Origin of the sequence: Algihabitans albus, assembly GCF_003572205.1 — a bacterium.
Lineage (GTDB): Bacteria > Pseudomonadota > Alphaproteobacteria > Kiloniellales > DSM-21159 > Algihabitans > Algihabitans albus.
The window spans coordinates 85,815-99,258 of the sequence record NZ_QXNY01000010.1 but is presented as its reverse complement, the minus strand read 5'-3'; the positions used below and the strand labels follow the sequence as shown (position 1 = coordinate 99,258).

The 13,444-nt window shown below is 66.1% G+C and carries 11 protein-coding genes; 2 read left to right on the top strand and 9 right to left on the bottom strand.

Annotated features, from left to right (window positions below):
• Nucleotides 1-15 precede the first annotated feature (15 nt).
• Together DBZ32_RS20940 and DBZ32_RS20935 are read right to left on the bottom strand one after the other, a co-directional pair.
• Entirely contained in the window at nt 16-1,200 is a 1,185-nt protein-coding gene (locus DBZ32_RS20940) for a trans-sulfuration enzyme family protein (protein ID WP_119169202.1), read from the bottom strand.
• A 14-nt stretch (nt 1,201-1,214) separates the two neighbouring features.
• On the bottom strand, nt 1,215-2,606 hold the full coding sequence (locus DBZ32_RS20935) for a pyridoxal-phosphate dependent enzyme (RefSeq protein ID WP_119169201.1): 1,392 nt from the start codon (nt 2,604-2,606) through the stop codon (nt 1,215-1,217).
• Nucleotides 2,607-2,914: 308 nt separating this feature from the next.
• Here DBZ32_RS20935 and DBZ32_RS20930 point away from each other — a divergent pair, with 308 nt between their 5' ends.
• Together DBZ32_RS20930 and DBZ32_RS20925 are read left to right on the top strand one after the other, a co-directional pair.
• Nucleotides 2,915-5,269, top strand: coding sequence for a penicillin acylase family protein (locus tag DBZ32_RS20930; RefSeq protein WP_119169200.1), 2,355 nt, complete (start codon nt 2,915-2,917; stop codon nt 5,267-5,269).
• Nucleotides 5,270-5,304: 35 nt separating this feature from the next.
• Entirely contained in the window at nt 5,305-6,549 is a 1,245-nt protein-coding gene (locus DBZ32_RS20925) for a threonine ammonia-lyase (protein WP_119169199.1), read from the top strand.
• Nucleotides 6,550-6,581: 32 nt separating this feature from the next.
• On the opposite strand, the gene DBZ32_RS20920 is transcribed toward DBZ32_RS20925, so the two are convergent.
• The 7 genes from DBZ32_RS20920 to DBZ32_RS20890 all read right to left on the bottom strand — a co-directional run bounded on the left by DBZ32_RS20920 (nt 6,582) and on the right by DBZ32_RS20890 (nt 13,001).
• Nucleotides 6,582-6,923, bottom strand: a complete 342-nt coding sequence (locus DBZ32_RS20920; RefSeq protein WP_208539356.1) for a HesB/IscA family protein — start codon at nt 6,921-6,923, stop codon at nt 6,582-6,584.
• Nucleotides 6,924-7,005: 82 nt separating this feature from the next.
• Nucleotides 7,006-7,482, bottom strand: coding sequence for an iron-sulfur cluster assembly protein (locus DBZ32_RS20915; RefSeq protein ID WP_328587499.1), 477 nt, complete (start codon nt 7,480-7,482; stop codon nt 7,006-7,008).
• Nucleotides 7,483-7,518: 36 nt separating this feature from the next.
• Nucleotides 7,519-8,802 carry an aminotransferase class V-fold PLP-dependent enzyme gene (locus DBZ32_RS20910; protein ID WP_328587498.1) on the bottom strand — a complete coding sequence of 428 codons (1,284 nt, stop codon included), beginning with the start codon at nt 8,800-8,802 and terminating at the stop codon, nt 7,519-7,521.
• Nucleotides 8,799-10,148, bottom strand: a complete 1,350-nt coding sequence (sufD, locus tag DBZ32_RS20905) for a Fe-S cluster assembly protein SufD (protein WP_162906893.1) — start codon at nt 10,146-10,148, stop codon at nt 8,799-8,801. Before sufD ends, DBZ32_RS20910 begins: the two co-directional genes overlap by 4 nt.
• 73 nt (nt 10,149-10,221) lie before the next feature.
• Entirely contained in the window at nt 10,222-10,968 is a 747-nt protein-coding gene (sufC, locus tag DBZ32_RS20900) for a Fe-S cluster assembly ATPase SufC (protein WP_119169196.1), read from the bottom strand.
• 39 nt (nt 10,969-11,007) lie between these two features.
• Nucleotides 11,008-12,459 (bottom strand): Fe-S cluster assembly protein SufB, encoded by a 1,452-nt coding sequence (sufB, locus tag DBZ32_RS20895; protein WP_119169195.1) that lies wholly within the window; start codon nt 12,457-12,459, stop codon nt 11,008-11,010.
• A gap of 86 nt (nt 12,460-12,545) precedes the next feature.
• Nucleotides 12,546-13,001, bottom strand: coding sequence for an SUF system Fe-S cluster assembly regulator (locus tag DBZ32_RS20890; RefSeq protein ID WP_119169194.1), 456 nt, complete (start codon nt 12,999-13,001; stop codon nt 12,546-12,548).
• Nucleotides 13,002-13,444: the final 443 nt, after the last annotated feature.

Below are 13,444 nucleotides of genomic sequence, written 5' to 3'. Positions count from 1 at the left end.
ACGTATCGCAGCCGGTCATGCGAGCGCGTGGCCCAAGTCCGCGATCAGATCGTCGAGACCCTCGATCCCGACCGACAGGCGAACCAGACCGTCGTCGATGCCCAGGGCCGCGCGCTTGTCCGCGGGGATCGACGCGTGGGTCATGATCGCCGGATGCTCGATCAGGCTCTCGACACCACCCAGGGACTCGGCCAGCGCGAAGAGCTCGACCCGTTCCAGGAAGCGCCGCGAGGCCTCCAGACCACCCTCCAGCACCGCCGTGACCATGCCGCCGCCGGCCAGGGTCCCGGGACCCTGCATCTGCCGTTTGGCCAACTCGTGCTGAGGGTGGCTCGGCAGGCCCGGATAGGCGACGCGCGCGACCTTGGGATGGTGTTCCAGATAGTCGGCCACGGCCAGCGCACCGCTGCAGTGCCGCTCCAGCCGGAGATGCAGGGTTTTCAGGCCGCGCAGCGCCAGGAAGGAGTCGAAGGGACCTTGCACGCCGCCAACGGCGTTCTGCAGATAGCCCAGGCGCTCGATCAGGTCCGGCGCATCGCGCGCCACCAGGATACCGCCGACCAGATCGCTGTGTCCGCCCAGATACTTGGTCGCCGAGTGCATGACCAGGTCGATGCCGAACTCCAGCGGCCGCTGGACCCAGGGACTGGCGAAGGTGTTGTCGGCCACGGAGATCAGGCCGCGGCTGCGGGCGATCTTCGCGATAGCCTCCAGATCGACCAGCTTAAGCATCGGGTTGGTGGGCGTTTCGAGCCAAACCATGCGGGTATTCGGCCGGATCGCGGCCTCGAAGGCTTCGGTGTCGGAGAGGTCGAGAAAGCTGAAGTCGAGCCCGGCCGAGCGGCGGCGGACGTTCTCGAACAGGCGATAGGTGCCGCCGTAGACGTCGTCCATGACGATCACGTGGTCGCCGCTGTCTAGCAGCTCCAGGGCCGTTGCCGTCGCGGCCATGCCGCTGGCGAAGGCGAAACCGGCCGCGCCGCTTTCCAGATCGGCGATGCAGCGCTCGTAAGCCATGCGCGTCGGATTCTGGCTGCGCGAGTACTCGTAGCCCTTATGAACGCCGGGGCTGTCCTGCACGTAGGTGCTGGTGGCGTAGATCGGCGTCATGATCGCGCCGGTCGTCGGGTCGGGCTCCTGGCCCGCGTGGATCGCGCGGGTGGCGAAGCTCGGGCGGTTCGGCTTGTGTGTATCGGGCATCTCGAATCCGTCGGTTACGGCATCTGCCGGCGCAGGTGGTTGAGCAGGTCGATGCGGGTGATCACGCCGTAGAAGCGTGCCTCGTCGGCGACGATGGCCACGTGATCTTGATCGAAGATCGGCAGCAGGTCGTCGATCGTGGCGCTCGGCGGCAGGGTCTCGAGCTTTTCGGTCATGGCGGTGCTGACCGCGTCGGCGAAACGGCTGCGGTCGCCGAAGACGCGCAGCAGAATATCGCTCTCGTCGACGATCCCGCAGGCTTGGCCGGTCTCGTCCAGGACCGGCAACTGGGAGACGTCGTAGAGTTTCATCCGCCCCAGGGCCTGGGCCAGCGTATCCGCCGGTCCGGCTGTGACGGCCGCATACTCGCTGTGCTTGCGGGCGATCAGGTCGCGCAGGTCGCCGGTCGCGGGCTCCTCCAGAAAGCCCTGATCGCGCATCCAGAAGTCGTTGTACATCCTGGAGAGGTACTTGTTGCCGCTGTCGCAGACGAAGGCCACGACCCGTTTCTCCGACCTCTGCTCCCGGCAATAGCGCAGTGCGGTTGCCAGCAGCGTGCCGGAGGAAGAGCCGGCGAGAATCCCTTCGGTCCTCAGCAGGTCGCGCGCGGCCAGCAGGGCGTCCTTGTCGGAGACGGAGTAGGCCTTGCCGACCCGGCTGAAATCCGCGATCGGCGGAATGAAGTCTTCTCCGATGCCTTCGACGATCCAGCTGCCGACCTCGTTGGGCGCGACGCCGGTATTGACATAGTCCGCCAGGATCGAGCCTTCCGGATCCGCCAAGATCATTTCCGTCTTCGGCGAGACCTCGGCGAAGTAGTTGGACAGGCCGGTGATCGTGCCGGCCGATCCGACGCCGCAGACCACGGCATCGACGTCGCCTTCCATCTGCGCGTAGATCTCCGGCCCGGTCGTGGTTTCGTGAGCCAGGGGATTGGCGGGGTTGCCGAACTGATTGACGAACCAGGCACCTTCCTCGGTAGCGATCCGTTCCGCCATGTCTTGATAGTACTCGGGATGGCCCTTGCCGATGTCGGAGCGGGTCAGGCGCACCTCGGCCCCCAGTGCCTTGAGGTGGAAGATCTTCTCCTGCGCCATCTTGTCGGGGACCACGATGATCAGGCGATAGCCTTTCTGCGCCGCGACCAGGGCGAGGCCCAGGCCGGTGTTGCCGGCCGTCGCCTCGACGATGGTTCCGCCGGGTTTCAACTGTCCGTCGGCCTCCGCCGCCTCGATCATCGAACGTCCGATCCGGTCCTTGATCGAACCGCCGGGATTCTGGCTCTCCAGCTTGAGAAACAGACGACAGAGGCCGGTGTCGAGGCGTTTTGCTTCGACCAGGGGCGTGTTGCCGATCAAATCGAGAGCCGAAGCGTAGACGGGCGCGGTTGGCGCGGTCGTTGTCATGGCGCGGTCTGTGTCATGGAGGTGCTCGTGTTGGGCGGACTGGAAGGTGCCAGGGCCAGCATGGGTCCCCGGCACGAGCGGAGCAAGGTCGCGGGCTTGCCCCTGCGGCAAATCTTTCGTGAAGAGGGGGCGGCCCGCCGGACAGGAGTTACCCCCGTTTTCGGCGACAAGGACGTGACCTGGATCTCTCCATGGCCTGTTTTCCGTGCTATCCGGTGCCATATTGCGGCGGTGCCGTAGTGTGCTCGAGTCATGTTGCGGTTGAGTCACGTTGAGGTCGAGTCACGGGCGGAGAAGAACCAGGACGCATGCGCAAGGTCTTGAAATGGTTTGGACGGGGGCTGGCCGGCCTCGTCGTGCTCCTGGTTCTGGTTCTGGCGGGCGGCTGGCTATGGCTGCAGGGCTCGTTGCCGAAGACGGCGGGCGAGATCACGGTCGGCAGCCCCGCGGCGCCGGTCGAGATTCTGCGCGATGCCGCTGGCGTACCGACCGTGAGAGCCGAGAGCTGGAACGACGCCTTTTTTGCGCTTGGTTATCTCCATGCGCAGGATCGCTTGGTTCAGATGGAGATGCTGCGGCGCATCGCCACCGGCCGCCTGTCGGAGGTGGCAGGGGGCATGACCCTCGATTTCGACAGGCTGATGCGCGCCCTCGACCTGGCCGGCCTGGCACAGCGCGACCTGCCGCAGTTGTCCGCCGAGGTGCGAGACGCTCTGGACGCCTATAGCGAGGGCGTGAACAGTTTTCTGGAGACCCATGAAGGTCCCTGGCCGCCGGAATTCCTGCTCGCCGGCGCGCCGGAACGTTGGGAACCCTGGCATTCGCTGCTTTGGGGCAAGCTGATGGCTCTGCGGCTGTCCGGTAACTGGCGCGAGGAGTTGGACAATGCCCGCCTGATCGCCGCGGTCGGGCCGGATGCTCTGGACGACCTTTTTCCCAACAAGATGACCGAGGCCGCGACCATTCCAGGCGCGGATATCGGGGACTTGTCGAGCTTGCTGGAGGTCCTGCCGCGCGAAGCGACGCTGGGGGCGAGCAATGTCTGGACCGTGGGCGGCAGCTTGACCGCCAGTGGCAAACCCGTGCTGGCCAACGACCCACACCTGGGTCTGCAGGTGCCGGCAACCTGGTACCTGGCGCGTTTGGAAACGCCGGAGGGCGTACTGGCCGGGGCTACGTCGCCCGGCATCCCGCTGATGGTGTTGGGCCATAACGGCCAGGCCGCCTGGGGCTTCACCACCACCCATAGCGATACTCAGGATCTGGTGGTCGAGACGCTCGACCCGACGGATCCCGAGCGCTATCTCACGCCGGCCGGCCCTCGGCCTTTCGAAACGCGCGAGGAGACCTTCCGGGTCCGCTTCGGCGAAGACGTCACCGAGACCTTCCGCGCGACGCGCCACGGCCCGGTGATCTCCGATATCAACGAAGAGGCCTCCGACGCGGCCGAAGACGGCCGCGTCATGGCGCTGGCCTGGTCCTATCTCAGCGTGCCGGACAGCTCGCCGGAAGCGCTCTATCGCCTCAACTTCGCCCAGACCTGGGACGACTTTACCGCCGCCATGCGGCTCTGGACCGGCCCGCAGCAGAACGTCTTCTGGGCCAATAGCGAAGGCACCTTCGGTTTTTACGCCCCGGCGCTGGTGCCGATCCGCGAGGGCTTCGACGGCAGCCTGCCGGTCGAGGGGGCCGAGCGCGAGCGCCTTTGGTCCGGAATGATCCCCTTCGCGGCCTTGCCCCATGCGGTCGATCCCGCCGAAGGCCTGCTCATCAACGCCAACAACCGGGTTGTCGGGCCGGACTATCCTCACCTTCTCGCCACCCGCTTCCAGCCGGCCTATCGCGCGCGCCGCATTGCGGAAGTGCTCGAGAGCGAGAGCCCGCATACGCCGGAGGCCAGCTGGGCGCTGCAGCGCGACGCCCATTCGCTGATGGCGCGGGAACTGGTGCCGCTGCTGATCGAAGGGCTGCCGGTGGACGACACGCCGGTCGGACAGGCGGTCGCGCTGCTCGACGACTGGGATTTCCAGATGGCGCCGGATCGCCCGCAGCCGCTTTTGCTCTACGCCTGGCTACGGGCCATCAACGCGAAGATCTTCGCCGACGAACTGGGCGAGGCCTATTGGGGCTATGCCTACTGGAACGCCACCGGCATCTCCCACGTCCTGACGCAGGCTCAGAGCTGGTGCGACCATACGGCGACGGCCGAGGTCGAAGACTGCCTCTGGGTGCGCGGCGAGGCTCTGACGGAGGCGCTGGCGTGGCTTGAGGGACTCGGCGCGGACCAACCGCTGGCCGAGATGGCGTGGGGCGACTGGCATGTCGCGCGGCTGCAGCACATGCTGCTCGGGCGCGTACCCCTGCTGGGGGCCGCCTATCAGCGGCGCTTCCCGGTTGCCGGGGGCAACTATACGGTCAAGCGCGCGACGCCGGCTTGGGAGGAGGCGACGCCGCTGCGCATGGTTCACGGTGCCGGCCTGCGGGCCGTCTACGACCTGGCCGATCTCGACGCCTCGCGCTTCGTCATCACTTCCGGCCAGTCCGGCAACCCCTTCTCGGCCCATTTTCTGGATTTCGCAGCGCAGTGGCGCGACGGCGGCTATGCAACTCTGGTCGCTGACGAACAAGCCGAGGGTGGGCGCCTGGTGCTTCGTCCGCGCTAAGCTGCGATACAGGCGCTTGGAGCGGAGAGGTGGTTATGACTGAGGTCCCCGGCGGCGTTACGCTCGAGACGATCCGTGCTGCGGCGGCGGCGTTGAACGGCCGAATCGTCCGCACGCCGCTTGTGCCGGCCTTCCGCCTCTCCCGCCAGCTCGGCTGCGAGCTTTTCCTGAAGTGCGAGAACTTCCAGGTGACTGGCTCCTTCAAGGACCGCGGCGCCTGCAACAAGCTCATGAGTCTGACCTCGGCGCAGGCCGAGAAAGGCGTGATCGCGATGTCGGCGGGCAATCATGCCCAGGGCGTTGCCTACCACGCCCAGCGCCTCGGCATCCCCGCCACCATCGTGATGCCGGAGTTCGCGCCCTTCACCAAGGTGCAGCGCACCCGGGCCTATGGTGCGCGCGTGGTGCTGACCGGCGATACCCTTGACGTGTCGGCCAAGAAGGCGCGGGAGATTGCGGAGGCCGAAGGTCTGGTCTTCGTGCATCCCTACGACGATCCGGCGATCATCGCCGGGCAGGGGACGATCGGCCTGGAGATCCTGGAGGACGCGCCGGACCTGGACATGGTCGTCGTGCCGATCGGCGGCGGCGGCCTGATCTCGGGGATTGCCGCGGCCGTGAAGGCGCTGCAGCCGTCTTTGGAGATCATCGGTGTCGAAGCCGCCCTGTTCCCCTCGATGCTGCAAGCCCTGCGCGGCGAGCCGATAGAGGCGGGTGGCACGACCTTGGCGGACGGCATCGCGGTCAAGACGCCCGGCACCTTGACCCAGGAGATGGTGCGCGCCTTGGTCGACGACATCCGGCTGGTCGACGAAACCGCGCTGGAAACGGCGGTGCATCACTTGGCCGAGGAGCAGAAGATAGTCGCCGAGGGGGCGGGCGCCGCCGGGCTCGCCGCCGTCGTCGCCGAGCCCGAGCGCTATGCCGGAAAGAAGGTCGGCGTCGTGATCTGCGGCGGCAACATCGACATGCGCTTGCTGTCGGGCGTGCTGATCCGCGGCCTCGTGCGCGACGGACGCCTTGTGCGGCTGCGCATCACCATCGTCGACCAGCCGGGTCAACTGGCGCGGCTGTCGCAGGTGATCGGCGGTACCGGCGCCAACATCATCGAGGTCGACCACCAGCGGCTCTTCGCCGACGTGCCGGCCAAGCGCGCCGATATCGACGTCACGCTGGAGTCTCGGGACGCCGAGCATGTGCGGGAGATCACCGCGGCACTCGACGCGGCCGGTTTCCCGGCGCGGGTTCTGGCAAGCCGCTCCGCCGATCCGAGAAACTGAGACGATCCGAGGACCTAAGGCCTCGGCGCTCGTTAGACCGAGAAGCTCTCGCCGCAGCCGCAGCGGCTCTTTTCGTTGGGATTGGTGAAGACGAAGCCGGACTGCAACTTGTCTTCCTGGTAGTCCATCTCGCTGCCCAGGATGAACATCGTGGCTGTGGGGTCGATGAAGATCTTGACGCCCTTGTCCTCGATCACGTCCTCGAAGCGCTTCTGCTCCTTCGCGTACTCGACGAAGTAGCTCATGCCGGAGCAGCCGCGCGTCTTCACGCCCACGCGCAGCCCCAGCACGCCGTCTTCCGGGCTTTTCGAGATCAAGCGCTTGACGCGCTCTGCGGCGCGGTCGGTCAGCGTCAGCATGGGACCCATTGTCATCGACTCCTCGGAGCGAACGTCGCTCTCTGCAACACTATGTAGTTACGGGCGCCTGCGGCGAAAGACCCGGAATCCGCAATCTCTAGAAGAGGCCCAGCGCCAGCTTCGCATCTTCGCTCATCTTGGTCTGGTTCCACGGCGGGTCCCAGGTGATGGTGACCGCGACTTCGCCTGTACCCGGCACGGAGGCGACCTTCTCGGCGACCTGGCCCGGCAGGATGCCCGCGACGGGGCAGGAGGGCGCGGTCAGGGTCATCAGGATCGCGACGTCGCCGTTCTCCTGATTGATCTTGTTTTCGTAAATCAGACCGAGATCGAAGATGTTCACCGGGATTTCGGGGTCGTAGACGGTGCGGAGAGCTTCGACGACGGCCTCTTCCTCGGCCACGGCTTCCCCTTCCGGCTTCGGTTCGCCGGCGGTCGTGGTCGCCCCTTCCTCGGCGGCATCGTCGTCCTGCATGGCGCCGGGCCAGAGGTAGGGGTTGTAATGCGGCTGAGCGAGTGGCTCCAGCGGCTCCGGACGCTCCTTGGTGTCCTTGGTTTCGATCTCTTGGGTCATTGTCGTCTTTCCCGTACTTCCTAGAACCCGTACTTCCTAGAAGAAGTCCTTCACCTTCTCGACCGCGGCGGCCAAGGCGTCCACTTCGTCGCGGGTGTTGTAGAGCCCGAAGGATGCGCGGGCCGTGGCCGGCACATCCAGATAGTCCATCAGCGGCTGGGCGCAGTGGTGACCGGCGCGCACGGCCACGCCGGAGCGGTCGAGGATGGTGCCGACGTCGTGGGCATGGGCGCCCTCGACGTTGAAGGAGAGGATGGCCGACTTCTCCTTGGCCGTGCCGTAGAGGGTCACACCTTCGATGGCGTTCAGCCGCTCGGTCGCGTAGCGCAGCAGGCTGTCCTCGTGCGCGGCGACCGCGTCCAGACCGATGGCCTCCAGATAGTCGACGGCGGCGCCCAGCCCGACGGCTTCGGCGATGGCCGGCGTGCCCGCCTCGAAGCGATGCGGCGGTTCCTTGTAGGTCGTCTCCTCGAAGGTGACCCGTGCGATCATCTCCCCGCCGCCCTGGTATGGCGACATCCCGAGCAGGGTATCGTAGGGCGCCCAGAGGACGCCGATCCCGGTCGGGCCATAGAGCTTGTGGGACGAGAAGACATAGAAGTCGCAGCCCAGCTTGCCGACTTCGACCGGCAGGTGCGGGACCGCCTGGCAGCCGTCGAGCAGCACCTTGGCGCCGACCGCATGCGCCTTCTCCGCAATCTCGCGGACAGGCAGCAGCGTGCCAAGCACATTCGAGATATGGGCCACCGCGACCAGCTTGGTCCGGGGACTCAGCAGCCGCTCGAAAGCGGCCATGTCGAAGCTGCCGTCGGCCTCCAGCGGCACGACCTTGATCTCGATGCCGATGCGATCGCGCAGCAGCTGCCAGGGCACGATGTTGGCATGGTGCTCCAGCACCGTGAGCAGGATCTCGTCGCCGGCCTGCAGGTTCTGCTGTGCCCAGGAGTTGGCGATCAGGTTGATCGCCTCGGTGGCGCCCCGGGTGAAGACGATCTCCTCGGAGGTCGTCGCGCCCAAGAAGCGGGCGACCGTCTCGCGCGCCGCCTCGAAGGCGTCGGTCGCCTCCTGGCTCAACTTGTGGACGCCGCGGTGGACGTTCGAGTAGTGGCAGCGATAGATCTCGTCCATGGCCTCAAGAACCTGCGTCGGCTTCTGAGCCGAGGCGCCGTTGTCCAGGTAGACGAGGGGCTTGCCGTAGACCTCGCGGGTCAGGATCGGGAAGTCCGCCCGGATCCGCTCGATGTCGAAGGCGGAGTCCGAATTGGCCGCCGGCATCTGCCGGATCGCCGCCGCCGGATCGAGCTTCAGAGCCTCGCTCATGCCGACTGCTCCTCTCCCTGAGGACCTTGTGTGCCCAACCAATCGCGGATCCGTTCCAGCACCAGCGGGCGCAGGGACTCGTCGCTCAGTTCCTCGACCGTCTCGGTCAGGAAGGACTCGACCATCAGGCTGCGGGCACGCGCTTCGGGCAGGCCCCGGCTGCGCAGATAGAAGATCGCGTCGTGGTCGATCTCGCCGGTCGTCGCGCCGTGGGCGCACTGAACGTCGTCGGCGAAGATCTCCAGTTCCGGCTTGGTGTCGATCTCGGCCTTCTCGGACAGCAGCAGTGTCTTGTTGAGCATCCGCCCGTCGGACTTCTGGGCGTCGGGCGCGACCCGGATCAGCCCCTGGAACACGCCGCGCGCGCGGTCGTCCAGCGCGCCTTTGATCACTTCCTTGCTCGTGCAGTGCGGCACCTGGTGGTCGATCACGGTGGTGATGTCGCCATGCTGGCGGTCGCGCAGCAGATAGGCCCCGTTCAGGTGACAATCCGCGCCCGTGCCGATCAGCTTGACCCGCGTCTCCAGGCGCGACAGGGCGCCGCCGTGGTTCAGCGCGAAACTTTCGTAGCTGCTGTCGCGCTCCTGCCTGACATGGGTGGTCGCGAAGTGGAAGGTGCCCGAGGGGGCCGACTGCAGCTTGAGATGCGTGAGGCGGGCGTTCTCGCCGAGAGCGATCTCGCTGACGCCATTGTGGAAGACCGGCGCGTCGCCGTAGCCGAAGTGATGTTCCAGCAGCGTCGCCTCGGCCCCCTGGTCCAGCAGGATCAGGACGCGCGGGTGAAGCTGGGTCGGTTCCTCGCTCAGCGGCCCCAGGAAGGTCAGCTCCAGGGGACTGTCCAGGACCACGTTCTTGCCGAGACGGATGACCAGCCCGTCGTCGAACAGGGCGGTGTTGAGCGCCAGCAACGGCTGGTCGCGGTCGGTCGCGATCTGTCCCAGCCAGGGTTCCAGGGCGGCTGGCTCGCGTTCGAGAAGGGCGCTCAGCGGCTCCACCGTCGCACCGGCGGGCAGCCCGTCGAGCGCCGAGAGGTCGGCTCGGAAGACGCCGCCGACCAGGGTCGCGCGGAGCGGTGAGTCGCTCTCCGTCAGTAGGGTGGGGACGCGGTCCAGGCTGGCGGTCTGTCCCGTCTCGCCGGCCGGCTTGAAAGTCAGATCCTTCAGCGCCTTCAGCGGGGTGTACTTCCAGCTTTCGTGACGCTGGGTGGGAAAGCCCAGCTCGCGGAAGCGCGCGGCCGCCTGCTCGCGAAGCTCGGACAACCAGGACTGGGCCGCGCCCGGCAGGGCCGCCTTAGCCGCATTGAAGCGGGCCAGATAAGGATCGGTGGAGAGAATCTCTTGAGCCATGAACGCGGTACCGTTGTCTCTTTTCGTTTGCCCGTGGGTCTTGCCCCTCGGGTCGTGACCGTTTGCGCTTCGCCTAGGCGGCCTCGACCGACTCGGCATAGCCTTTCTCTTCCAGTTCCTGCGCCAGCTCCGGTCCGCCGGAGCGGATGATTCGGCCCTTGGAGAGCACGTGCACCCTGTCGGGCACGATATAGGTCAGCAGGCGCTGGTAGTGAGTGATCACCAGCATGGCGCGGTCCGGTCCGCGCATGGCGTTGACCCCCTCGGCGACCGCCTTCAGCGCGTCGATGTCCAGGCCGCTATCCGTCTCGTCCAGCAGGCAGAGGCTCGGCTCGAGCATGGCCATCTGCAGCATCTCGTTCCGCTTCTTCTCGCCGCCCGAGAAGCCCGCATTGACCGCGCGCTTCAGGAAGTCCTGGTTGATCCCCAGTTCCTTCGTCTTGGCACGCAGCTGCTTGACGAACTCCATGGCGTCGAGCTCGGGCTCGCCCCGGTGCTTGCGCACCGCGTTCACCGCTTCCTTGAGGAAGGTGGTGTTGGGCACGCCGGGGATCTCGACCGGGTACTGGAAGGCCAGGAACAGGCCCTCGGCGGCGCGCTCCTCCGGCTCCAGCGACAGCAGGTCGTTGCCCTTGAAGGCGACGGAGCCGTCGGTGGCCTCGTAGCCCTCGCGTCCGGACAGCAGGTAGGAGAGGGTCGATTTGCCGGAGCCGTTCGGGCCCATGATGGCATGGATCTCGCCGGCCTTGATGGTCAGGTCGATCCCCTTGAGGATTTCGGTGCCGTCGATGGTCGCGTGCAGGTTCTTGATCTCGAGCATGGGTCTCGTTTCTTGCAAGTGTTTCGGTAAATCCCCGGTCTAACCGACCGAGCCTTCCAGGCTGATGCCGACCAGCTTCTGCGCCTCGACCGCGAACTCCATCGGGAGCTGCTGCAGCACTTCGCGGCAGAAGCCGTTGACCACCAGGGCGACGGCCTCTTCCTGACCGATACCGCGCTGGCGGCAGTAGAAGAGCTGGTCTTCGCTGATGCGCGACGTGGTCGCCTCGTGCTCGACCTGCGCGCTGCGGTTCTTGCTCTCGATGTAGGGCACGGTATGGGCCGCGCAGGCTTCGCCGATCAGCAGGGAATCGCACTGGGTGTAGTTACGCGCCCGCTCGGCCTTGCCGCCCATGCGCACCAGGCCGCGATAGGTCTGTGCCGAACGGCCGGCCGAGATGCCCTTGGAGATGATCCGGGAGGAGGTGTTCTTGCCCAGGTGGATCATCTTGGTGCCGGTATCGGCCTGCTGCATGTTGTTGGTGATGGCGATGGAGTAGAACTCGCCCACCGAATTGTCGCCCTGCAGGATGCAGCTCGGGTACTTCCAGGTGATCGCGGAGCCGGTCTCGACCTGGGTCCAGCTGATCTTGGAGTTGGTGCCCTTACAGAGGCCGCGCTTGGTGACGAAGTTGTAGATGCCGCCCTTACCGTCCTCGTCGCCGGGATACCAGTTCTGGACGGTCGAGTATTTAATCTCCGCGTCGTCCAGCGCGATCAGCTCGACAATGGCTGCGTGAAGCTGGTTCTCGTCGCGCTGCGGCGCCGTGCAGCCCTCCAGATAGCTGACGTAGGAGCCCTTGTCGGCGATGATCAGCGTCCGCTCGAACTGGCCGGTGTTCTCGGCGTTGATGCGGAAGTAGGTGGAGAGCTCCATCGGGCAGCGCACGCCCGGCGGGATGTAGACGAAGGAGCCGTCGGTGAAGACCGCCGTGTTCAGGCAGGCGTGCTTGTTGTCGGCGAAGGGCACGACCGAGCCCAGGTACTTGCGCACCAGCTCCGGGTGCTCCTGGATCGCTTCCGAGATCGAGCAGAAGATGACGCCGACTTCGCTCAGCTTCTTCTTGAAGGTGGTCGCGACCGAGACGCTGTCGAACACGGCATCGACGGCGACGCCGGCCAGCATCTCCTGCTCCCGCAAGGGAATGCCCAACTTCTCGTAGGTCTCCAGCAGCTTGGGGTCGACCTCGTCGAGCGACTGCGGCTTATCGGCCAGCTTGGGCGCGGCGTAGTAGTAGACGTCCTGATAATCGATCGGCGGATGCTCGACCTTGGCCCACTTGGGCTCCGGCATGGTCTGCCAGTGCGCGTAGGCCTTCAGACGCCACTCCAGCATCCACTCCGGCTCGTCCTTCTTGGCCGAGATGAAGCGGATGATGTCCTCGTTCAGGCCCTTGGGCGCGGTCTCCATCTCCAGATCGGTGGACCAGCCGTACTTGTAGCGCTCGCCCAGCGACTTGACCTGTTCGACCGTTTCGACGCTTGCCGCCATGATGTCTGATCTCTCTCGCTTCCTGTCGAACTCGATTGCTTCGGCGGCGCGGGGCCGCCTTTTCTTTCTTCAGACCCGTTCTTTTCTCAAGCTTGGGCCTGCCTGGCATGACTCGACGGCGCCTGCGGCAGAGCCGCGAAGGGCAGGGCCATATCCGCCAGGGTGACGTCCGCCAGCGCCGTTCGGATCGCGGTGTTCACCCGCTCCCAGTTACCGCGCATCGGGCAGAGGGACTCGACGCTGCAGGTATCCGTCGCCGCTTCGACGCAGGCGGTCAGCGCGATCGGCCCGTCCATGGTCTGGATGATGGCCGCCACGTCGATCTGATCGGCTGGCTTGGCGAGGCTGTAGCCGCCCGTCGCACCCCGTTGGGAAGCGATCAGGCCGCCCTTGGCCAGCAGGTTCAGCACCTTGGCCGCCGTCGGCTGGGGCAGGCCCGTGTCCTGGGACATCTGCGCGGCGTTGACCAGCCGCTCGGGCCGCAGCGCCATCTGCGCGAGCACCACCACGGCGTAGTCGGTCAGGCGATTGAGGCGAAACATTTGGGACCAGCGTCCTTCGGCACGGCGGTGAGGAGGAACCTCAGGGGTACGAATCTGTCCGGTACAATCCAGACTAATCCATTCCAGTTTCCATGAAGTACCATCTTCGCCGAAGAATTCAAGCGGAAATCAGACTGGATCAGTCGGATTTGATCTGCAAGGACTTCAAAGGCTTAACCCCTGTCGGCGAAGGGGTTTGCCGGTCCGTTGCCCAGAGGACGCCGGGTACCGCCGCTGGCGGATCCGTGCCGACCTGTCCGAGCGGTCGCTCCGACAGTGCGTTTCTCTCCTGCCAAGCCTGTCGCAGCAGGCGGCTTGCAGGGAACTGCGCCTTCAGAACTTGATGCGTCCGCCGAGCAGGAAGCCGTGGTCTCTGGCGCTCTCGCCGAAGCGTCCGGCGGAGCCGGCGGAGAGGGCCCAGCCGTCGTCGGCGGCGAGGTCGG